Origin of the sequence: Chryseobacterium taichungense (genome assembly GCF_900109935.1) — a bacterium.
Classification (GTDB): domain Bacteria; phylum Bacteroidota; class Bacteroidia; order Flavobacteriales; family Weeksellaceae; genus Chryseobacterium; species Chryseobacterium taichungense.
Genome location: NZ_FOBV01000006.1, coordinates 90,434 through 111,718, shown reverse-complemented (window position 1 = coordinate 111,718; position 21,285 = coordinate 90,434). Strand labels below are relative to the sequence as shown.

Sequence of the window (21,285 nt, the reverse complement as noted above, 5' to 3'; positions counted from 1 at the left end):
AAAAATTAGAAGTATAAATGGCTTCAAACAAAATACAATTTAGAAGTATTCACGAACTTAAAGATCCGGCTCTAAACAACAAGCTGGCTCAGAAAGAGTTCCAGGAAGAAATTCCGGTAGAAGATTTCCTTGGAGATGCTGAAAAGAACGGATCCAGTACTTCAAGAAGAGATTTCTTAAAACTATTAGGATTCTCTACTGCAGCGGTAACATTAGCTGCATGTGAAGCTCCGGTAATCAAAACGATCCCTTATGTGGTAAAACCGCATGATATCATTCCGGGGATTCCAAATTATTACGCTTCAACATATTTCGATGGTTTTGACTTTGCGAGTGTTTTAGTAAAAACAAGAGAAGGTAGACCAATCAAAATAGAACCAAATCCTACAGCAGGAGATTTAGGAAAAACAAGTGCGAGAGCACAGGCAAGTGTACTTTCTCTTTACGACAATGATAAAGTAAAACAACCTAAATTTGAAGGTAAGGATGAAACTTTTGATAAAGTAGACAGCTACATCATCAAAGGACTGGAGGAAGCTAATGCAGCAGGAAAAAGAATCGTGCTTTTATCACATTCTTTCGCTTCGCCAACTTTCAAAAAATTATTCGCTGAATTTAAAGCAAAATATCCTACAGCAGAGTTAGTAACGTATGATGCTTATCCGTATGCTGCAGCATTAGATGCTGCTCAGGAAGTTTTCGGAACAAGAGCATTACCGGTTTACGACCTTAGAGGTACTGAATTGGTTGCCGCTTTCCAGGCTGATTTCCTAGGAGATTACAACGGAGGAGGATTAGAATCGTCTTACGCTGCTGCAAGAAAGCCAGGACCAAACATGTTGAGACACATTCAGGTGGAATCAAACATGTCATTGACTGGCGCTAATGCTGACGAAAGATTCAGATTAAAACCAAGTCAGGTAAATAAAACTCTAGTTGAGGTTTACAATGCCATCGTTGGTGGAGGAACTTCAGACAAAACAGCTTCTGAAATCGCTAAAGAATTACAGGCAAAAGGAAGCAAAGCAGTAGTTTTTGCTGACGGTTCTAAAGGTGCTCAGGTTTTAGCCCACCTGATCAACCAGAAACTTGGTTCAACTGCTTTCACAGGTAAAGCAAACCTATTAAAAGAATTTGACAAAGCAAGATTCGAGGAATTCCTGGGATGGGTAAATGCAGGTCAGGTTGGTGTATTGATCGCCAACAATGTAGACCCTATTTATTCTTACCACAAAGGGGAAGATTTCAAAAAATCTTTAACAAAAGTTCCTTACGTAATTGCTGTTGCTGATAAGAAAAATGAAATGTATAAAGCAGCGAAAGCTGTAATTCCTGTAGCCAACTGGCTTGAGTCTTGGGGAGATATCGAACCGCAGACAGGAGTATATTCATTAATGCAGCCAACGATTCAGAAAATTTACAAATCAAGACAGATCGAAGAGTCATTATTGGTTTGGAAAAATGGAAAGAACAACGCTGCTAACAATTACTACGATTATTTAAAAGCTAATGCTTCTTCCGTACTCGGAGGAACTTCTTTCAACAAAGCTTTATATAACGGATTTAATGCCTCTACCAATGCGACTACATTATCGTATGCAGGAGGTAACGGTGCCCAGGCTGCTGCTGAATTAGGAAACTTTAAACCTTCCGATTTAGAATTGGTATTATATACTAAAACAGCAATGGGAGATGGTACTCAGGCCAACAACCCTTGGTTACAGGAATTACCGGATCCGATCACAAGAATGTCTTGGGATAACTATTTGACTATGTCTCCTAAAGATGCTGAAAGATTAGGAATTGAAAACGATCTTAATGCAAGAATGCAGCTAGATGGTTCTATCGTAAACCTTACAGTAAACGGAGTTACAATAAAAGATGTTCCTGTATTTGTACAACCAGGACAAGCTGAAGGATCTGTAGGTCTTGCACTTGGATATGGAAAGAAAAACTCAGGAGCTACAGCTGATACAGGGGTAAATGCTTATCCTTTATTTGATGGTTCTAACTTAGTGGTTTCTAATGTTAAATTAGAAAAAACCGGAGAAGATCACGAATTCGCAGGGATCCAGCTTCAAAATACATTGATGGGACGTTACGAAATTGCTAAGGAAGTTCCTTTGGCAGATTTCTTAAACGTAGCATTTGATGATGAACATAAAGGATGGAATAAACCTTTGGAATATCACACGATCAGCGGAGCTCTTCCGGCAAGAAAGATTGACCTTTGGGATGCTTTCGATGATACGGACGGACCTCACTTCAACATGTCGATCGACCTAAACTCTTGTACAGGTTGTGGATCTTGTATCATTGCCTGCCAGGCAGAGAACAACGTTCCTGTAGTAGGAAAAGACGAGATCAGAATGTCAAGAGATATGTATTGGTTAAGAATTGACCGTTACTATTCGGCAAGACAGAAAGTAGAAGTATATGAAGGATTAAAAGAAGGAATGGCCGTTCCAGAATTATATGGAACAGCATTCAACAAAGAAGGCGGTGCGTTGAACCACCCAGCTGATAATCCGGATGTAATCTTCCAGCCTGTAATGTGTCAGCACTGTAACCATGCTCCTTGTGAAACAGTTTGTCCGGTAGCGGCAACTTCACACGGTAAGCAGGGACAAAACCACATGGCTTATAACAGATGTATCGGTACAAGATATTGTGCAAACAACTGTCCTTATAAAGTAAGACGTTTCAACTGGTTTACATACAACCTTAATGACAAGTTCGACTTCAATATGAACAACGATCTTGGAAGAATGGTACTAAATCCAGACGTTGTTGTAAGAACAAGAGGGGTAATGGAGAAATGTTCATTATGTATCCAAATGACTCAAACGACTATTCTCGAAGCTAAAAAAGAGAACAGAATCGTGAAAGACGGAGAATTCCAGACAGCATGTTCTAAAGCTTGTACTACAGGATCTATCCAGTTCGGAGACATGAATGATAAAGCATCTGAAGTTAGAAAATTATACGCTGGCGACAGAAGATATTATTTACTTGAAGAGATCGGAACCAAGCCAAATGTGTTCTATCACACTAAAGTAAGAAACAGAGTAGAAAAATAAAGTTTAAATAATAAATAGGTAAAAAATGTCAGGACATTACGAAGCTCCGATAAGGGAACCTCTAATTATTGGTCACAAAACTTATCACGATATCACAGAAGATATTGCACGACCTATCGAAGAAAGAGCAGGCAAATTATGGTGGATTTCATTATATGCAGCCTTAGTTCTATTCATCTATGGATTCGGATGTATCGCTTATACTATCGGAACAGGTATTGGAGCATGGGGACTTAACAGAACTATTAACTGGGGTTGGGATATCACCAACTTCGTATGGTGGGTAGGTATCGGTCACGCCGGAACACTTATCTCCGCAGTATTATTATTATTTAGACAAAGATGGAGAATGTCTGTAAACAGATCTGCAGAAGCGATGACGATCTTCGCGGTAGTACAGGCAGCAATCTTCCCGGTAATTCACATGGGTAGAGTTTGGGTAGGATATTGGGTATTCCCTTTACCAAACCAGTTCGGTTCTCTTTGGGGTAACTTCAACTCTCCTCTACTTTGGGACGTATTTGCGATCTCTACGTATTTCTCAGTATCTACAGTATTCTGGTTCATGGGATTAATTCCTGACTTTGCAATGATCAGAGACAGAGCAAAAACACCTTGGACTAAAAAGATTTATACATTCCTTGCATTCGGTTGGGGTGGTAAAGCAAAACACTGGCAAAGATTCGAAGAACTTTCTTTGGTTCTTGCAGGGTTGGCAACACCGCTTGTATTCTCAGTACACACCACGGTATCCTTTGACTTCGCCACTTCGGTAATTAAAGGATGGCACTCTACGATCTATCCTCCTTACTTCGTTGCCGGTGCGATCTTCTCAGGATTCGCGATGGTACAGACGCTTTTATTGGTAGCAAGAAAAGTATGTCATTTAGAAGACTACATCACGATGTACCATATCGAAATCATGAACATCGTAATCATCTTAACAGGTGGTATGGTAACAGTGGCATATGCTACAGAATATTTCATCGGATGGTATTCAGGATCAAGATTTGAAGATTTCACCTATCTTTCTCCTGGTGCTGCTGTTGGACCTTACTGGTGGGCATTCTGGTCATTGATTATCTGTAACCTTGTTGTTCCTGCTTCATTCTGGTTCAAGAAATTGAGAACGAATATTATCTGGACATTCATCGTTGCGTTGATCATCAACATTGGTATGTGGTTTGAGCGTTTCGACATTATCGTAATCAACCTTTCAAGAGACTACCTACCTGGATCTTGGACGATGTTTAAGCCAACGATTATTGACGTGGGTGTATACTTAGGAACAATCGGATTCTTCTCTGTATTATTCTTATTATATGCAAGAACATTCCCTGTAATTGCACAGGCTGAATTAAAATCGATTTTGAAAATCTCAGGTGAAACTTATAAAGCAAAAGAAGGAGATGAGCACCACTAAAATTGTATACGGACTTTATGCTGACGACGACGATTTGATGAACGGCGTTAAGGCATTCAACGATAAAGGAATCGCAATTAACGAAGTTTACACTCCGTTTCCGGTTCACGGACTAGACAAAGCTTTAGGTTTAAAGAAAACAAGAATTTCTGATGCCGCTTTTCTTTACGCTCTTTATGGAGTAACGATTGGAGCTACTTTGACATGGTACGTAATGAACCATGACTGGCCTCAAAATATTGGTGGTAAACCGGCTTTTGACTGGGGACACAATATGCCAGCCTTCGTAGTACCAATGTTCGAGCTTATGGTATTCTGTGCCGCTCACATGATGTCATTGACTTTCTTAGTAAGAAATAAAATGTATCCTGGAGCGCCTGCGCAAAACCCGGACCCAAGAACAACGGATGATAAATTCATGATGGAATTTGTAACTGAAGATGTAGAATCTGTAAAACAGTTACTCATTGAAACTGGAGTTGAAGAAATAACTGTTAAAGATGCTTAAAATGAAAAAGAATGTATTAAAAATTACAGCAGTTTTAGGTTTAACAACAGTTTTACTTAACTCTTGCGGACCAAAAGAAAATACCCCGTTAGTATATTTCCCGGACATGTATTTTCCGGTAGCTTACGATCCATTAATGAAAGCTCAGGATGCTTATTCAGATCATGAAAATGAAATCCCTGCTTTCGTTAAAAATAATGGGGCAACAGGTCTTACTCCTGTAGAAGGTTCTGTACCTCAAAATAAAGATGGTGTTTTTGAAGAAGGTTTACTTCCGAAAAATGTGGATGAATATAACGCTGGTTATGATGCTTCCAAAAGCATGACTACCTCTCCTTTAAATCCTGCCAACTCAGCAAAAGATCTCGAAAGAGGTAAAGTATTATTTGAACATACTTGTGCAGCATGTCATGGTGTAGGAGGAGACGGACAGGGACCAATCGTTCAATCAGGTGCTTTCTCAGGTGTACCAAACTACGCCGACAGAGAAATTACTGTAGGATCTGTTCATTATGTGATCACAAACGGTAGAAATGCGATGGGATCTTATGCGGGACAACTGAATGCAGGAGACCGTTGGAGAGTAGCCATGTATGTCATGAATGCCTTCAAAAAAGGAGCAGCAGCTACGGCAACACCTGCCGGAACGACAGCTACGGCGGCAGCACCGGCGACAACTGAAACAAAGACTACCGAAACTAAAAAATAAGAAAAGAAATGTATAGTTTTTCACCAAAATTAAAATCAACTTCTATAATCCTTCTTGTTGTAGGTTTAGTTCTGTTTGGTATCGGTTTCTTTTTAAATAAAGGAATTTCCACTGAGAAAATAGAACAAATGATGGAGGCGGTTCACGCTTCCGGTCATAATGCACCTACGCACTCCAGTGAAATGGTAGGTCCTCAGGATCATGCGGCTCATCTTGAGCACGCAACTCTTCAGGTTCACAACCAACCTTTAGCGGCAATACATTTTGTAGCTGTATTTTTCTTCGGAGTAAGTTGCTGCGTATTATTTTTCTATTCTATTCAGCACGCTGCACATGCAGGATGGCCAATCATCATTACCAGAGTAATGGAAGCAATCGCTTCTTATATTCCATATGGTGGTGCTATTTTGATCATCTTGATGCTTTTAAACATCACCCATCAAGGACACCTTTTCCACTGGATGGACCCTGAATTGACAGACCCAAATTCTGCTCATTTTGATGTGATCTTATTTGAAAAAAGAATTTTCTTAAATATACCTTTCTATGCTGTAAGAACGTTTATCTATGTATTGGGTGCTTCTTTCTTCGCGTGGAAACTGAAGGCTCAGTCTAAAAAAGTTGACGAAACTAAATCAAGAACAGAATATCAAATGCTTTACAGATGGGCAGTAGGATATATCGCATTCTTCGGATTTGCTTCTGCGGCTTGGGCTTGGGACTGGTTGATGTCTATTGACCCTCACTGGTATTCTACCATGTATATCTGGTATTCAATGGTGAGTTGCCTTTCAAGTGGTATTGCAGTAATCATTCTTTTAAGTGTTTATTTAAAGAAAAACGGATTCCTTCCACAGTTCAATGATAATCACTTACATGATTTAGGAGTATTCCTTTTTGCTACAAGTATGCTTTGGACGTATACCTGGTTTGCACAGTTTATGCTTTACTGGTATGCGAACATTCCGGAAGAGGTAAATTATTTCTTCGGAAGATTCCAACACTACTCTCCTACTTTCTTGCCAATGCTGATCGTAAACTTCTTATTACCCTTATTGGTATTAGTAAGCAGCAGCATTAAGAGAAACTACAAAGTGGTTACCACCATGGCAGTAGTAGTTATCTGTGGTCACATTTTAGATTACTTCAACATGGTAATGCCTGGTACGGTAGGACCATACTGGAAAACTCCGGAAGTATTCTTGTTGATCTTAGGAGCTATCCTTTTCGTAGTTGGTTTGTTTATGTTTACCGTGCTTTCAGCATTATCAAAACTTAAACTTATTCCTACAGGAAACCCTTATCTTCACGAATCTGAAATTTATGAATATCCTTTCTAAGGAGTTTATAACAAGATAAAACGAAAAAGACTGATTGTAACAATCAGTCTTTTTTTTGTACTAATTGAAAAAAATTAAAATTTCAGGCAACCTTTTTTAATTTTCTTTGTCATATAATTAAGCAAAAATCATTATAATAAAATAATCATGAAAAAAAGTCTTCTATTATTATTTTTGACATTCTTATTAAATCTTTTCAATGCTCAAACCATTACTTTCGTTTCTGAAAAAACCAACAACCCGTTGCCAAAAGTTTCAGTTTTTGCAAAAGACGGAAGCATTGTTGCTTATTCGGATATTGACGGGAAAATCGATAAACAATTATTGAAGCCCGAGCAGGAAAAATTTCAGCTGGTGTATGATAATGTTTCGGTGGCCACCTTATCGTATTCGGATTTTGATAAGGACATTATTAAAATTGACAACCGTATAAAAGATATCGAGGCAGTCGTTATAAAAAACAACAAGCCGGCAAAATACATTTTTATTAAAGGAAATTTCAATGCCTACGTAACGGTCAACAATAAACCCAAATCCTATGCTGACGGAATTATAACCTATATTTTCGATAATAAAACAAAAAAACTTAAAAGTACGAATGTAGAACAATACAGAATCTTTTCGTTGCAGACTGAAATGGATAGGACTTTCTTATCTTACACGGCAGGGTTAGAGATCCCAAAACTTAAATACGTAGGAGACCCCGAGGAATATAAATCCGGAAAAAAGAATATTAAAGAATTAAAGGGCGACAAAAGTGATCAACTAGAAATAATAGATAGAATCGGCTCGGAAAAAGGAACTACGTCTTTCGGAATAACCCTTTATGATTTTAAAAAAATTATAAACCTATCTTTTGAAAAAGAATCGGGAAAAACACTTAGAGATTTTCTGGAATATAGTGATGTACGCTACTCAAAAATTAAATATAAAGAAAAACCAGAGCCGAACCAATTAGCGTTATACAATAATTTTTATGTGACAGAATTTAGTTTTAGTAATGACAAAGATATTAACAGAGTAACATTTAACAAGAGCAACAGCAATTACAAGACTTCTTACTGGCAGGAGCCTTCTTTTCCAAATATGCAGACGGTATTCAGCAGCTATTTCAAAAGCGATTTAAAAGAAAAGCCCAATGAAATGTAAAACAGCTTCCAATCTAACTTAATAAAACTATGAAAAAAAGTCTTCTATTATTATTTTTGACATTCTTATTAAATCTTTTCAATGCTCAAACTATTACTTTCATTTCTGAAAAAACCAATAAACCGCTTCCGAAAGTTTCAGTTTTTGCAAAAGACGGAAGCATTGTTGCATTTTCGGATATTGACGGGAAAATCGATAAGCAATTGATAAAACCAGAACAGGAAAAATTCAGGCTTGTTTACGAAAATATTGTTCTGGCAGAAATTCCTTATTCTGAGATTGATAGAGATATTGTAAAACTTGATGAAAAGATCAAGGACATTGAGCCCGTAGTGGTAAAAAATAATAAACCAGCAAAGTACCTTTTGATAAAAGGTAATTTTAATGCTTATGTCACCGTGAACAATGTGCTTAACTGCTATGTGGATGGAATAGCAACGTATGTTTTTGACAATAAAAATAAAAAAGTAAAAGACATTAAGATACAGCAATACCGCATCTTCAGTCTTGAAGGCGCTACATTCGAAAAAAAAGAGGTCGGAGTCTGGGATTACAGAATGTTTTTAGACTTACCAAAATTGAAATACGCCGGAAATCTTGAAAAATATAATAACGGCGAACTCAAGGTAAAGGAACTGAAAACGCCAACCAAAGATGAAATAGAAATACGTGGGGAAGAACTTCAGGAAAAAGAACTTTCCATTTTAGGATACCGGCTTTTCGATATTCGGGTCATCGCCAATTTTTCATTTGAAAAAGATTCTAAAAAATCGCTCCGTGATTTTATTGAATACAATTCAATCGAATATCTTAAACTGAAGCATAAAACGGAACCCGAATATAACCAGATCATTTCCTATAAAAATTTTTATCCGACCGAACTCGATTTCAGTAATGACAAAGACATTGCCGAAGTAAAGTATGATAAGAAGCAAGGCCATTACACCTCAAAATATTGGGAAGACGCTTCATTTCCAAACATGCAGACCGTTTTCAGCTCGTTCTTTAAAGACGATTTAAAAGAAAAATAAAAAATAAAATCTCCCATTAATAAACGTTTTAGTAAATTTGTGGCAAACGAAGAAAAATGAAAAAATTGTCTTTTCTACTAATTTTCAGCCTGTTGCTTTTTACAGCATGCAAGAAGGATCACGTAGATGCTACCAATACTAAAACGCTGCAGTCGAGTATCAATGATATGACGGCGAGTCTTCCTACCATTAAACAGATAAAATTTAATGAAGCTCTCTACATCTTAAAGACTTTCGGAGTTGATGCAGATGGCGATGTAGCAGAACTAAAAGCACTTGGCCAGTTGATCAACGGTAAAAAAGTTCCGGAAATTATGGCAATGGCCGATGAAGTAGCACAGAAAAATGGCATAGAATGGGCAAGTACAGCTCCTCCTTCATTAGGAGAGATGAATATTTTCGGTGACGACAAGGCAAAAGAAAGTGATCCTAATGATGTAAAAGCAAACTCACTGAGCATTATTACAAGACCTACCGGAGATGATGGAACAGGCGCACCAACTGCTATTCAGATTGTTCCACGACTTGTTGACAATGCAGGAAATCCCGTTGCATTTACAGGAGCAGGTCTTGAGGCCACTCTTGAAGTATTCAGTAATGGGGTAAAACTTTCTACTGCAAAAAATCTGATGCAGGATAATAATTTTAAAGGATTTAATTTAAAATTTTCGTCCATTCCGGCTGCTAAAGTCGTTGACAATAAAATTGATATCACGGTATCTGTAAAAACAACCGCAAAAACATTTAAAATGACAAAAATAGGTTTAGATGTAAATCCTTTGTTATTGAAAATGCCTACGTCGCCGGTAGTTGATTCTACCGCTGTTAATCAGGATCCGGCCGTTATAGATCCTAATAATCCTGGAACAACCGTTCCTACAGATCCAAATGCTACTACTGCTCCGGCAACGCCAAAACAACCGGCAGCAGATCCTAAAAACGTAGTATCCGGATTTTTAAATAATGTAAGCTCTCAAAACCTTAAAGCCGCTTATGGTGCGGCGAGCAATCCAAATTGGGGAAGCTATGAATCTTTCGCAAACCCTACTTCAGGATTCGGATCGGTGAAAAATGTAAGCGTTAAAAATATTTCTACAAACCTGTCCAATGCCAATGTTGCCAGCGTAAATGCAACATACGATGTTACCGACAAAAACGGAAGAACAACTTCGCTGAAAGCAACTTTCGGTTTAAAGAATGTAAACGGGGAATGGAAAATCTCCAGCTATAAAATCAATCCTTAATAATGCCTTCACAAGAATTAATCAGCAGACTGGAAGAAACGATAGAAAATATTCCTGACTTTCCGATTCCGGGAATTCAGTTTAAAGATATATCGCCAATCTTCCTGGATCCGAAATTATATGAAGATGTTATCGCAGACCTGGTAGCATTCAGCAAAGGAAAAGTTGATGCCGTCTGCGGAATTGAAAGCCGTGGTTATCTTTTCGGAATTGCTATTGCTGTCGCTCTGGAAGTTCCGTTTGTATTAATAAGAAAATCGGGAAAACTGCCACCGCCGGTTATTTCAGAAAAATATGATCTTGAATACGGAAATGCCGTCATCGAAACCCGGGAAGGGCAGATAAAACCCGGCCAGAGAGTTCTGATTCACGATGACCTTCTGGCAACGGGAGGTACCACAGAAGCAGCCGCAAAGCTGATTGAAAAACAGGGAGCGACAGTTGCACAATTCAGTTTTCTGATTGGCTTAAAAGGATTAAACGGAGAAGAAAAACTGAAGAAATTCAATGCAGAAGTATATCACATTTTAGAATATTAATGGCTGCCTCGACAAGCTCAGCATGACAAAGCAGTATTGCATTAAGCATATCGCAATTAAACTGTCATATTGCACCTGTCGAAGCATTTTTCTTATAAATTCACACACAACAATTCAGAATTCACTTTATTTGTTTAAATAAAATCAACAATACTCAGAAAGTATTTTGTAAATCATTCAGAAACAATTAAATTTGCAATTCAATTTTTAACAATTTATGGCAAAACTTACAAAGAATGCTCAACAAGAGCAAGAAGGTAAAGAAACAGTAGAGTTTTTTAAAGATCTTGACAGAGAAGCTTTAAACACCGAAAGATTTATTGAAAGATATTCAAAACCGTTGGGTATTGTTTTCGGGGTACTTGTTTTAGGTGTTCTGGGATTCTTCGCTTACAAGCAGTTTGTTGTAGCTCCTAAAAATGCTGAAGCTGTAAAAACTTTCCTTGCCGCTCAGAAAAATCTTACGGAAGGTAAAGATAAAGAAGCACTGGGAGGAAAATCTGCTGCAAATCCTGGTTTCTTAGGGACTTATAATGAATATTCTGATACAAACATTGGTAAACTTTCTGCTTACAACGCCGGAATTTTGAAATTTAAAGAAGGAAAATTCCAGGAAGCATATGATCTTCTTGACAAGTTTTCATCAGACAACAAAACATTAATGGCAATGAAGTATGGTGCGATGGCAGACGCACAGTCCGGTCTTAATAAAAACGACGATGCTTTGCAATTGCTTGATAAAGCGGCTTCTGCTTCTGACGATCCGTACACAACTTATTATTTTACAAGAAAAGCAGGGATTTTGGCTTTAGGCCTTAATAAGAAAGCAGATGCTAAAAAATATTTTGCTACGATTGATGAAAAATATCAGGACTACGACAACGGAATGTCTGATTCTTATATTGAAATGACTAAATATTACTAAAAAATGGCAACAGTTAATCTTTCCGATTACAAGCCACTTCATATAACCAATGCCGATGAGTTTTCTATCGGCATTGTTTTTTCTGAGTGGAATGATTTTGTAACCTATAATCTTCGTGATGCAGCATTGGAAATCCTTCAAAAGGAAGGTGTAAAATCTGAAAACATCAAGCTTTTTCCGGTTCCGGGTGCTTTTGAACTGAATTACGCAAGCATGCAGCTTTGCAAAGAGCGCAAATATGACGCGGTAATCTCTATCGGATGTGTAATCCGTGGTGAAACACCTCATTTCGATTATGTATGTTCTGCAGTTGCTCAGGGCATCAAAGATTGCAATATCCTGACAGATACTCCTACTATTTTCTGTGTGCTTACAGATGACACAAAAGAGCAGTCAATTGCAAGAAGTGGTGGAGATTTGGGAAATAAAGGTGTGGAAGCAGCAGTTACGGCATTACGAATGATCGATTTCAGAAAAAATCTGACAGGTAAAAAGGGAAATATCGGTTTCGGCCACTCATAATTTTGTACCTAATTTTTTAGATATTTGAGGATCATTAAAATGGTCCTCTTTTTTTATAAATACTGCAAACGGGCTGTGCTATTACTTTTCTTCAATATTAAATTTTTAATTTTATTTTAAATAATTATAAATTTCTTAATTAATTTCAAATTTTATGATTTTATAATAAGAAATTACTCCCAATTGCTAAATTTGCAGGAATTAACATTTAGTTCATATGTTCCTCCAAAAAATAAAGCCCTTTCTCTATTTGGGAATTTTTTATCTTACAATTTCATTAGCTTTAAGGCTCATTTTTATATTTCATCCCATTACGACAGCAGAATTTAGCTTTGTTGATATCGTAGAAATCTTAATGATCGGAATCTTAAATGATTCTCTGGTTTTCATATTAACCTGTCCCTTTTTGGCGCTCTATTTTCTGTTTTTATCAGACTCAAAATATCAAAAGCCTTACGGACATATAATTTTAGGGCTATTAGCTATTTTATTTTTATACATTCTTGTAGTTCCAAACAATATTTTCAAGCAATACGGAGGGTCTGCTGCTGAAATTGCCCTCGCCTTTATTGGTTTGAAAATCATTTTCTTCAGTCTCATGCTGTTCTTGCCGGAAAAACGTATAAAAATCAGAAATACACTATATTTCATCACCGTCTTTCTTTATGTTTTGCTCATTGTTTTTAATACAGTAAGTGAGTATTTCTTCTATAACGAATTTGGACTCAGATATAATTTCATAGCGGTAGATTATCTCATTTATACCAATGAAGTTATCGGAAATATCATGGAAAGTTATCCGGTCGTGCCTATGTTCCTGGCCATATTTGCTGTGGCTGCGATATTTACAGTTTATATTTACCGAAAAACTAAAGTTGAGCTTTTGGTTCTTCCTAACTTAAAACAAAAACTGATTTTATTAATTTCATTTTGTATTTTGGTGGGAATCAGTCTTGTCGGATTACATTTTACCACAAAAATAAAATCTGACAACGTCTTTGAGGAAGAAATCCAGGCTAATGGATTGCCAAAATTCTATTGGGCCTTTACGCATAATGAATTGGATTATTTCCAGTTTTACCCGGTGATCAATCAACAGGAAGCCGAAAAAACCTTTTTAAGCCAATATTCTACGCCAACTCTCAAACGAAATATTCAACCGGACAAACCGGAATTAAAGAAAAATGTTGTTTTAATTTCTATCGAAAGTTTGTCGGCAGATTTTATGGAACATTATGGCAATACGCAGAAAATAACTCCATTTTTAGACAGTCTTGCAGATCACTCTCTAATGTTCACCAATCTTTATGCAACAGGAAACAGAACCGTTCGCGGACTGGAGGCCCTTACACTCTGTATTCCTCCGACTGCTGGTGAAAGTATTATTAAAAGGGAAAACAATAAAAATAAATTTACGACCGGAAGCGTTTTTAAATCTAAAGGTTACGACGTAAAGTTCCTGTATGGCGGTTACAGCTACTTCGACAATATGAAGGATTTCTATGAAGGAAATGGCTACAGCATCGTTGACAGAGATAATTTCAAGCCTGAAGAGATTACCTTTGCTAATGTCTGGGGTGTTGCAGATGAGGATATGGCAAAAAAGGCAATTCAGACCATGAACGCCGAGGCAAAGTCTGGAAAACCATTTTTTAATCATTGGATGACGGTTTCCAATCACCGCCCATTCACTTATCCGAACGGAAAAATAGATATTCCCGGAGATGCAAAATCCCGTGAAGGAGGTGTAAAATACACGGATTATTCTTTAAGAAAATTCTTTGAAATGGCTAAAAAGCAGGACTGGTATTCTAATACAGTTTTTGTGATCATTGCCGACCATTGCGCTTCAAGTGCCGGAGATACGGAACTTCCGATGGATAAATATAAAATTCCTGCGATGATCTTTTCGGAAGGATTTATTCAGCCTCAAAAATTTACACAAACCATGTCGCAGATTGATGTAATGCCTACCCTTTTAGGTCTGCTTAATTTTAGATATCAGTCTAAATTTTTAGGACAGGATGTTTTCACCAAAGATTTTCAGCCCAAAGCGTATGTTGCGACTTATGAAGATTTAGGGCTCATTAAAGATAATTATTTAACCATCATTTCCCCGGTTCGGAAAGTGAAACAATATTCTTTGGTACAGCAGAAGAACAATCTTTCCCCTGAATTCAACATTTATTTTGATGAAAACCCATTAAAAGAAAAAGATCAGGACAAACAATTGGTGAATGCCACAATCTCTGCTTATCAGTCTACCTCTTACTGGCTGAAAAAGAATATGCTTAACCGCTGATAAGATGCGGAACAAAACGACTCTGGTTATTGGTAATCAGGTGAACACTTTCCCTGATGCCGATTCCCGCAGACTCTTGCCCAATTACCCAACTTCCGATCACAGGATAATTTCCATCGAACTCAGGAAGATCAAATGACTGCTGGTAAATAAAGCCTTCTTTTCCGTAAACTCCGGAATTCTGTTCTACAGGCACCCCATTTTTATATATGCTGATGTTGGCACCTTCCCGGGAATAAATGGGTTTTTTAACGAAATCCTTTAAGTCTTTCTGTTCAAAATACGCAGGCAACAGATAAGGATGATCCGGGTACATCTCCCAAAGTATAGGCAGAATCGCTTTTGATGAAAGAAGGATTTTCCACGCCGGCTCGATCCATTGAGAGCGAAAACCATTTTCTACCAGCTTTTGCCCGAAGCCGTCTTCAAGAATCCACTCGTAAGGATACAGTTTGAAAATATAATCCATGATCGAGCCGTCTCCCGCAATAAATTCCCTGATCTCTTCTGCCCAGCCGATGTCCTGAATCGGGATAAATTCCGTCTCAAAGCCCGCCTGTGTCGCACAGTCACGAAGATACTCCACGTTGGTAACGTCCTCAATATTCGTTAATGAAGCGAAATAAATATAACGGGGATTTATATATTGGATGAGGTATTTCCAGTAATCCACTAATTTCTCATGAATCGAATTGAACTGGTCTCGCTCCGGAAACATTTCCTGCAGCCAATACCACTGGATCACAGATGCTTCATACAGTGAAGTCGGCGTATCCGCATTAAACTCAAGCAGTTTTAAATTTTTACCATCAAAACCGAAGTCAAACCTGCCATAGATAGACGGATGGTCTTCTTCCCAGCTGGTGACGATATAATTCCTAAACCAATCGGGAATATTAAAACGGTCCCAGAGGTTTTTCTCAATGATGTAATCCACTGCTTCCAGGCACATCTGCCATAATTCGGCGGTTGCCTTTTCAAGTGTATCAACCTCCTGCATGGAGAACTCATAATAATGGCTTTCATCCCAATAAAGTCCTTCCAAAGAATGATATCCGAATCCCAGGTTTTCAAGCTTATTTTCCCAGTCTTTGCGAAATTGCGATGCTATTCTTTTCATATTTACGATGATGCTCTGAAGCCACTTCTGCCCAGTCCGCCTCTTATTACACTTCCTTTATAAGAACTTCTTCCGATATTTGATTTTGAGCTGATTGCATCACTGTAGTATCCCGTCCGGTGATATCCACCGTTGCTGTAAGCTCCGTAAGGCCGGAAAGCGTGATACCAGAAAAAGCCCGGCATGAAACCATGCGTTCTGGAATAAGAGGCCGTGGTATCGGATCTCATATACACCTTTTTTTCGTTCTTCCACTCGTCTTTGGGCTTTTCCTGCGAACAGGCAGCCAGAATTCCCGTTACGAAAAGTAATTTTACAGAACCCGACTTTTTCATTATTGCACTGTTATATAAAATTCGTAATCCTTTTTGGTATGAACGGTATGGGAAATCCCATCTTTATCCTCAGTTTCCATAAGCGTATCTCCAAGGCTGGGAACGGTATCCCTTTTTATAATTTCTTTTACAAGCTTTTTATCCTTCCAGATCTTGTGCTTGGTTATCAAAACATCCGCCGTATCGATATGCTGCACCGAAAGCTCCGTTTCTATCGCTGATTTTTTGTCTATGCTATTTACTTCATCTTCCTTATATTCTTTTTCATTACAGGAAGAAACACTTACTAAAAAGATCATTAAGGAAATTTGTTTAATTCTTTTCACTTTGGCATAATTTTGTACAAATGTAATTATTTAGTAAGATAATAATTATAGATTTACTTTATAAAAAATTAAACTATGAGATGGACTGACGACAGAGGCGGCAACGTGGAAGACAGACGTGGACTAGGCGGCGGGGCCGTAGTAGGAGGCGGACTGGGAACACTGATTATTGCTGCCATTATTTTTTTCCTGGGAGGAGATCCTTCTTCCATACTTTCATCCGGAAGCGGCTCCGGGTCGGCAAGGACCGAACAAAGAGAATTATCACCGGAAGAAGTGAAAATCGGTGAAATGGTTGATATGATGGGAAAATGGAACACTATTACCTGGGAGCAGGTTTTTAAGGAAAACGGAATGACTTACGATCCTCCAAAAATTGTACTTTTTGAAGAAACGACACAATCCGGTTGCGGAACAGCTCAGGCTGCGATGGGACCTTTCTATTGTCCTGCAGATCAATCAGTATATATGGATATGACCTTTTTTAATGAACTTCAGCAAAGATTCGGAGCCAAAGTAACCGAATTTACTGTTGCATATGTACTTGCTCATGAAGTTGGCCATCATGTTCAGACGCTTTTGGGGACAACGCAAAAAGTAGACGAAATGAGAAGAAGTGGTAGATACAGCGAAGCAGAGATGAACAGGGTTTCTGTGGCTACAGAATTACAGGCAGATTTTTATGCCGGACTCTGGGCAAAAAGAACAGATGCCGAAAAGCATATTCTGGAAGCAGGAGACATCCAGTCTGCTATTGATGCTGCAGAAGCGGTAGGCGATGATAATATTCAGAGACGGTCTCAGGGATATGTAAATCAGGAAAGCTTTACGCATGGTTCTTCTGCACAGCGTAAAGAATGGTTTATGAAAGGATATAATACCGGAGACATCAGGCAGGGTGATACCTTCGATCAACTTTTGAAGTAATTTAATAAGTAAAATAAAACCCTGAAGGAGTTCTTCAGGGTTTTATTTTATTGTAATTCAATTGGATTACTGTTTCTTTTTGCTTCTTCTTTAATTCTCTCTTCCATTCTTTTTCTCATATCGCCAAGATTTGAATTTCCGCCTATTCTCATCGGTGGTTGAGGACCGCCACCGCCTCCCTGCGTCATGAATGACATTGGATCTTCCATAAATTTCTTCTGCTGTTTTACGTAGTCCGTTCTTTTTACTTTAATGGTATTTCCAAATTGATTCATTGTAGGAAAAGCTGCGATTTTATAGTTTTTCATTAAATCAAAAGAATATTCACCTTTATCATCTTCTATTTTTACAATAAGCCCCGGAAGCCCGCCAAATTTGTAAGGCCCATCCTGATAAGGCAGGTCTGTAGTAAACCAGGCTGTCCATTTTCTGCCACCAAAATCAGTTTCGGCTTTCTGTACTTTATATTCACCAATCTTCCTAGTTTCGGACAATATTTTCCAGTTCAAAGGTCTGTCTTCTTCATAAGTATAAACATCCCTTCCAATTCTGTCTTTAAAGGTCGTTTTCTGATTTTTTTTATCTTTTTCGATGGAATAATTGATATTTGATCTTAAACCTTCCATCTGTTCTCTGTTGAAACCTCTGGCTCCCCCACTCTGCATGGCTGACTGGATTACAGAATCTCTTTTGATCCTGTTTTCAGAATAGAACATTGATTTTTCAGGAGAAATATCAAGATATGCATTTTCTGTTTTGATATCATTTTTATCCGATGCGTCTGGCTTCATGGTCACCTGATACACAAATCTGTTGGTTTGCGCAAAAAAAGTATGGATAAATAACGACAATACAAAGATCCCAATTTTTTTCATTGAAGTAAATTTATTATTTGGATTTTAAATCGTTAGCAAAGTTAAAGATATCAATAATAAAAATCGATAAAATAAAATCGCTTATTTTCATATGCTAATTATTGTTCGTATTTTTGCATTATTAAATCATTCTAAATAAATACAATGATAAAAGTATCAGATCAAGCAAAGGCAAAAGCCGTTCAACTGATGACAGAAGAAGGCTTTAACCCTGTGGAAGACTATATAAGAGTAGGGGTAAAGAGCGGAGGATGTTCTGGTTTAGAATATGTTTTGAAGTTTGACAACCAAAAGACAGACACTGATCAAATTTTTGAAGACAATAACATTAAAATTGTTGTAGATAAAAAATCAATCCTCTATTTAGCAGGAACAACTCTTGAATATTCGGGGGGCTTAAACGGAAAAGGATTTGTTTTTAACAATCCCAATGCATCCAGAACATGTGGGTGCGGAGAAAGTTTTTCTCTTTAATTCAAAAATTTAAGATTTAAAATTCAATATTATTGGCAACGTATAGAAGTTTTGAAGATTTGGATATATGTCAGCTTTCCAGAGAACTTTGTAACGACATTTACGAAATTATTGAAAGTTCTGAGCTGAAGAACAATTTCGCCTGGCAAATCAGATTGACGGATCTTCAGGCTCAATAATGGATAATATTGCTGAAGGGTTTGAGAGAAATGGAAATAAAGAGTTTATACAATTCTTATATATTTCTAAAGCATCGTGTGGAGAAACAAGATCTCAATTGTACAGAGTATTAGACAGGAATTTTATTTCTGATGAAAAATTTGAAGTTTTAAAAACAAAGACAACAGATTTAAGCAAGAAAATTGGAGGCTTTATATTTTATTTACAGAACAGTGATCTTAAAGGCTCAAAATATAAAAACAGATAAATAAAAGTGGTTCGAAGATGCAAAATTTTGAATTTCGAATTTTGAATTTTTTGAATATTAAATATGAATAAATATACAGAGGACGATTTACGCGTCGACTTAGAAAATAAAAAATACGAATTCGGCTGGGAAACCAAAATCGATTATGAAGACTTCCCGACAGGATTGAATGAAGATATCATTCGTGCCATCTCTGCGAAGAAAGAAGAGCCGGAATGGATGACAGAATGGCGTTTAGAGTCTTTCAGAATCTGGCTTAAAATGACAGAACCTGAATGGGCTAATATTAAATATGAAAAGCCTGACTTTCAGGCTATACGCTATTATGCGGCCCCAAAAGTAAAACCTGAACTGGACAGTCTGGATGAAGTTGATCCTGAATTATTGAAAACCTTTGAAAAATTGGGGATCAATATTGAAGAGCAAAAAAGGCTTTCCGGCGTTGCCGTAGATATCGTAATGGATTCAGTTTCTGTAAAAACCACCTTCCAGGATACGTTGATGGAAAAAGGAATTATTTTCTGTTCCATTTCTGAAGCCATTAAAAATCATCCTGACCTTGTTAGGAAATATCTTGGTAAAGTAGTTCCGAGAGGTGATAATTTCTACGCCGCTTTGAATTCCGCGGTGTTTTCTGACGGAAGTTTCTGCTATATTCCGAAAGGGGTAAGATGTCCAATGGAACTTTCTACGTATTTCCGTATCAATCAGGCAGGTACCGGCCAGTTTGAAAGAACACTTGTGATCGCTGATGAAGGAAGTTATGTTTCTTATCTTGAAGGATGTACCGCACCATCGAGAGATGAAAACCAGCTTCATGCCGCTGTTGTTGAACTGATCGCTTTGGATAATGCAGAAATTAAATATTCAACCGTTCAGAACTGGTATCCCGGAAATGAAGAAGGAAAAGGAGGAGTTTTCAATTTCGTAACGAAAAGAGGGCTTTGCGAAAAGAATGCAAAAATTTCCTGGACGCAGGTAGAAACAGGCTCTGCCGTAACATGGAAATACCCTTCTTGCATCTTAAAAGGTGACGGGTCAATCGGTGAGTTCTACTCTATTGCCGTGACTAATAATCACCAATATGCAGATACCGGAACAAAAATGATCCACATCGGAAAGAATACCAAATCAACAATCATTTCTAAAGGTATTTCTGCCGGAAAATCTCAGAACTCATACAGAGGTTTGGTAAAAGTAATGCCTTCCGCAAAAGGAGCAAGAAACTTTTCCCAATGTGACTCTTTGTTAATGGGTAATGAATGTGGTGCACATACTTTCCCTTATATTGAAATCAAAGATCCTTCCGCACAGTTGGAGCATGAAGCAACAACTTCAAAAATCGGGGAAGACCAGATTTTTTATTGCAACCAGAGAGGTATCGATACGGAAAGAGCAATTGCTTTGATCGTAAATGGCTTCAGTAAAGAAGTTTTAAATAAATTACCAATGGAATTCGCTATTGAAGCTCAGAAATTACTTGAAATTTCATTGGAAGGTTCTGTGGGATAATATTTAAACATTAAGAAATTAAGTTTTATCTTAAATACTTAACGATTTAAATATGAAGGAATTGATTGATCAATTCTTATAAAGAAAATTAAGATGAACAAAGCACAAATAACACAGCTTTCCTATGACATTGTTGGATGTGCCATCAAGGTTCATAAGGAATTAGGCCCGGGCTTATTGGAAAGTGTTTATGAAATGTGTTTGGCATATGAATTAAAAGAGAAAGGATTTATAGTAAATCAACAGATCAGTACCAAAATCAATTATGGAAAAATTGAAATTGAAACTCCGCTAAAAATTGATTTGCTAGTGAATGACACAATTATTATAGAAATCAAAACGGTAGAAAGTTTATTGCCCGTTCATAAGGCTCAGCTGATGACTTATATGAAAATATTGAAAAAGCCTCAAGGTCTTCTGATTAATTTTTATACGGACAATATTACAAAGTCAATGATTCCTTTAATAAATGAGTATTTTTCAAAACTCCCTGAATAATATTTTATTCAAATTAAGT

20 protein-coding genes and 1 pseudogene are annotated in these 21,285 nt (G+C 37.4%); 17 read left to right on the top strand and 4 right to left on the bottom strand.

The window, feature by feature from the left end; all coding sequences use genetic code 11:
- Positions 1-17: 17 nt before the first annotated feature.
- The 12 genes from BMW64_RS13860 (at position 18) to BMW64_RS13805 (ending at position 14,772) form a co-directional block, all read left to right on the top strand.
- Complete coding sequence (locus tag BMW64_RS13860) at positions 18-3,080, top strand: TAT-variant-translocated molybdopterin oxidoreductase (protein WP_090000553.1); 3,063 nt, start codon at positions 18-20, stop codon at positions 3,078-3,080.
- Positions 3,081-3,105: 25 nt separating this feature from the next.
- On the top strand, positions 3,106-4,503 hold the full coding sequence (gene nrfD, locus BMW64_RS13855; RefSeq protein ID WP_090000552.1) for an NrfD/PsrC family molybdoenzyme membrane anchor subunit: 1,398 nt from the start codon (positions 3,106-3,108) through the stop codon (positions 4,501-4,503).
- On the top strand, positions 4,490-5,011 hold the full coding sequence (locus tag BMW64_RS13850) for a DUF3341 domain-containing protein (RefSeq protein ID WP_034691794.1): 522 nt from the start codon (positions 4,490-4,492) through the stop codon (positions 5,009-5,011). Before nrfD ends, BMW64_RS13850 begins: the two co-directional genes overlap by 14 nt.
- The gene (locus BMW64_RS13845; RefSeq protein ID WP_090000551.1) at positions 5,004-5,720 is read left to right on the top strand and encodes a c-type cytochrome; all 717 of its coding nucleotides are present in this window, start codon (positions 5,004-5,006) and stop codon (positions 5,718-5,720) included. The genes BMW64_RS13850 and BMW64_RS13845 overlap by 8 nt, the downstream gene beginning before the upstream one ends.
- 8 nt (positions 5,721-5,728) lie before the next feature.
- On the top strand, positions 5,729-7,060 hold the full coding sequence (locus tag BMW64_RS13840) for a quinol:cytochrome C oxidoreductase (RefSeq protein ID WP_090000550.1): 1,332 nt from the start codon (positions 5,729-5,731) through the stop codon (positions 7,058-7,060).
- Positions 7,061-7,207: 147 nt separating this feature from the next.
- Positions 7,208-8,209 (top strand): hypothetical protein, encoded by a 1,002-nt coding sequence (locus BMW64_RS13835; protein WP_090000549.1) that lies wholly within the window; start codon positions 7,208-7,210, stop codon positions 8,207-8,209.
- A gap of 29 nt (positions 8,210-8,238) precedes the next feature.
- The gene (locus tag BMW64_RS13830; protein WP_090000548.1) at positions 8,239-9,240 is read left to right on the top strand and encodes a hypothetical protein; all 1,002 of its coding nucleotides are present in this window, start codon (positions 8,239-8,241) and stop codon (positions 9,238-9,240) included.
- Positions 9,241-9,296: 56 nt separating this feature from the next.
- Positions 9,297-10,484, top strand: a complete 1,188-nt coding sequence (locus tag BMW64_RS13825) for a hypothetical protein (RefSeq protein ID WP_090000547.1) — start codon at positions 9,297-9,299, stop codon at positions 10,482-10,484.
- A 2-nt stretch (positions 10,485-10,486) separates the two neighbouring features.
- Positions 10,487-11,023 carry an adenine phosphoribosyltransferase gene (locus BMW64_RS13820; RefSeq protein ID WP_090000546.1) on the top strand — a complete coding sequence of 179 codons (537 nt, stop codon included), beginning with the start codon at positions 10,487-10,489 and terminating at the stop codon, positions 11,021-11,023.
- A gap of 217 nt (positions 11,024-11,240) precedes the next feature.
- On the top strand, positions 11,241-11,948 hold the full coding sequence (locus tag BMW64_RS13815) for a YfgM family protein (RefSeq protein ID WP_090000545.1): 708 nt from the start codon (positions 11,241-11,243) through the stop codon (positions 11,946-11,948).
- 3 nt (positions 11,949-11,951) lie between these two features.
- Complete coding sequence (ribH, locus tag BMW64_RS13810) at positions 11,952-12,470, top strand: 6,7-dimethyl-8-ribityllumazine synthase (RefSeq protein ID WP_090000544.1); 519 nt, start codon at positions 11,952-11,954, stop codon at positions 12,468-12,470.
- A gap of 217 nt (positions 12,471-12,687) precedes the next feature.
- Complete coding sequence (locus BMW64_RS13805; protein WP_090000543.1) at positions 12,688-14,772, top strand: LTA synthase family protein; 2,085 nt, start codon at positions 12,688-12,690, stop codon at positions 14,770-14,772.
- Here the strand turns inward: BMW64_RS13805 and BMW64_RS13800 are convergent.
- From BMW64_RS13800 to BMW64_RS13790, 3 genes are read right to left on the bottom strand one after another with little or no spacing between them, the layout of a single operon-like run.
- The gene (locus BMW64_RS13800; RefSeq protein WP_090000542.1) at positions 14,762-15,892 is read right to left on the bottom strand and encodes a glutathionylspermidine synthase family protein; all 1,131 of its coding nucleotides are present in this window, start codon (positions 15,890-15,892) and stop codon (positions 14,762-14,764) included. The genes BMW64_RS13805 and BMW64_RS13800 overlap by 11 nt on opposite strands.
- 2 nt (positions 15,893-15,894) lie before the next feature.
- On the bottom strand, positions 15,895-16,227 hold the full coding sequence (locus BMW64_RS13795) for a hypothetical protein (protein ID WP_090000541.1): 333 nt from the start codon (positions 16,225-16,227) through the stop codon (positions 15,895-15,897).
- Positions 16,227-16,553 (bottom strand): hypothetical protein, encoded by a 327-nt coding sequence (locus BMW64_RS13790; RefSeq protein ID WP_090000540.1) that lies wholly within the window; start codon positions 16,551-16,553, stop codon positions 16,227-16,229. Before BMW64_RS13790 ends, BMW64_RS13795 begins: the two co-directional genes overlap by 1 nt.
- 75 nt (positions 16,554-16,628) lie before the next feature.
- Here BMW64_RS13790 and ypfJ point away from each other — a divergent pair, with 75 nt between their 5' ends.
- Positions 16,629-17,480 carry a KPN_02809 family neutral zinc metallopeptidase gene (gene ypfJ, locus BMW64_RS13785; protein WP_090000539.1) on the top strand — a complete coding sequence of 284 codons (852 nt, stop codon included), beginning with the start codon at positions 16,629-16,631 and terminating at the stop codon, positions 17,478-17,480.
- A 47-nt stretch (positions 17,481-17,527) separates the two neighbouring features.
- Here the strand turns inward: ypfJ and BMW64_RS13780 are convergent, their stop codons facing one another.
- Positions 17,528-18,355: a GLPGLI family protein gene (locus tag BMW64_RS13780; RefSeq protein WP_090000538.1), complete on the bottom strand. Its 828-nt coding sequence runs from the start codon at positions 18,353-18,355 to the stop codon at positions 17,528-17,530.
- A gap of 144 nt (positions 18,356-18,499) precedes the next feature.
- Here BMW64_RS13780 and BMW64_RS13775 point away from each other — a divergent pair, with 144 nt between their 5' ends.
- From BMW64_RS13775 to BMW64_RS13760, 4 genes and pseudogenes are all read left to right on the top strand, one after another.
- Positions 18,500-18,829 (top strand): HesB/IscA family protein, encoded by a 330-nt coding sequence (locus BMW64_RS13775; protein ID WP_090000537.1) that lies wholly within the window; start codon positions 18,500-18,502, stop codon positions 18,827-18,829.
- A 32-nt stretch (positions 18,830-18,861) separates the two neighbouring features.
- Positions 18,862-19,256, top strand: a pseudogene (locus BMW64_RS13770) (four helix bundle protein).
- Between the two features lie 63 nt (positions 19,257-19,319).
- Positions 19,320-20,768 (top strand): Fe-S cluster assembly protein SufB, encoded by a 1,449-nt coding sequence (sufB, locus tag BMW64_RS13765; protein WP_090000536.1) that lies wholly within the window; start codon positions 19,320-19,322, stop codon positions 20,766-20,768.
- 93 nt (positions 20,769-20,861) lie between these two features.
- Complete coding sequence (locus BMW64_RS13760; protein WP_090000535.1) at positions 20,862-21,266, top strand: GxxExxY protein; 405 nt, start codon at positions 20,862-20,864, stop codon at positions 21,264-21,266.
- Positions 21,267-21,285: the final 19 nt, after the last annotated feature.

What these genes read in the sequence shown, in the direction of transcription:
- sufB (WP_090000536.1), top strand. Translation starts at nt 19,320, where the DNA reads ATGAATAAATATACAGAGGACGATTTACGCGTCGACTTAGAAAATAAA.
- BMW64_RS13845 (WP_090000551.1), top strand. Translation starts at nt 5,004, where the DNA reads ATGCTTAAAATGAAAAAGAATGTATTAAAAATTACAGCAGTTTTAGGT.
- BMW64_RS13805 (WP_090000543.1), top strand. Translation starts at nt 12,688, where the DNA reads ATGTTCCTCCAAAAAATAAAGCCCTTTCTCTATTTGGGAATTTTTTAT.
- ypfJ (WP_090000539.1), top strand. Translation starts at nt 16,629, where the DNA reads ATGAGATGGACTGACGACAGAGGCGGCAACGTGGAAGACAGACGTGGA.
- BMW64_RS13840 (WP_090000550.1), top strand. Translation starts at nt 5,729, where the DNA reads ATGTATAGTTTTTCACCAAAATTAAAATCAACTTCTATAATCCTTCTT.
- BMW64_RS13815 (WP_090000545.1), top strand. Translation starts at nt 11,241, where the DNA reads ATGGCAAAACTTACAAAGAATGCTCAACAAGAGCAAGAAGGTAAAGAA.
- BMW64_RS13835 (WP_090000549.1), top strand. Translation starts at nt 7,208, where the DNA reads ATGAAAAAAAGTCTTCTATTATTATTTTTGACATTCTTATTAAATCTT.
- ribH (WP_090000544.1), top strand. Translation starts at nt 11,952, where the DNA reads ATGGCAACAGTTAATCTTTCCGATTACAAGCCACTTCATATAACCAAT.
- BMW64_RS13795 (WP_090000541.1), bottom strand. Translation starts at nt 16,227, where the DNA reads ATGAAAAAGTCGGGTTCTGTAAAATTACTTTTCGTAACGGGAATTCTG.
- BMW64_RS13800 (WP_090000542.1), bottom strand. Translation starts at nt 15,892, where the DNA reads ATGAAAAGAATAGCATCGCAATTTCGCAAAGACTGGGAAAATAAGCTT.
- BMW64_RS13775 (WP_090000537.1), top strand. Translation starts at nt 18,500, where the DNA reads ATGATAAAAGTATCAGATCAAGCAAAGGCAAAAGCCGTTCAACTGATG.
- BMW64_RS13860 (WP_090000553.1), top strand. Translation starts at nt 18, where the DNA reads ATGGCTTCAAACAAAATACAATTTAGAAGTATTCACGAACTTAAAGAT.
- BMW64_RS13780 (WP_090000538.1), bottom strand. Translation starts at nt 18,355, where the DNA reads ATGAAAAAAATTGGGATCTTTGTATTGTCGTTATTTATCCATACTTTT.
- nrfD (WP_090000552.1), top strand. Translation starts at nt 3,106, where the DNA reads ATGTCAGGACATTACGAAGCTCCGATAAGGGAACCTCTAATTATTGGT.
- BMW64_RS13830 (WP_090000548.1), top strand. Translation starts at nt 8,239, where the DNA reads ATGAAAAAAAGTCTTCTATTATTATTTTTGACATTCTTATTAAATCTT.
- BMW64_RS13825 (WP_090000547.1), top strand. Translation starts at nt 9,297, where the DNA reads ATGAAAAAATTGTCTTTTCTACTAATTTTCAGCCTGTTGCTTTTTACA.
- BMW64_RS13820 (WP_090000546.1), top strand. Translation starts at nt 10,487, where the DNA reads ATGCCTTCACAAGAATTAATCAGCAGACTGGAAGAAACGATAGAAAAT.
- BMW64_RS13760 (WP_090000535.1), top strand. Translation starts at nt 20,862, where the DNA reads ATGAACAAAGCACAAATAACACAGCTTTCCTATGACATTGTTGGATGT.
- BMW64_RS13850 (WP_034691794.1), top strand. Translation starts at nt 4,490, where the DNA reads ATGAGCACCACTAAAATTGTATACGGACTTTATGCTGACGACGACGAT.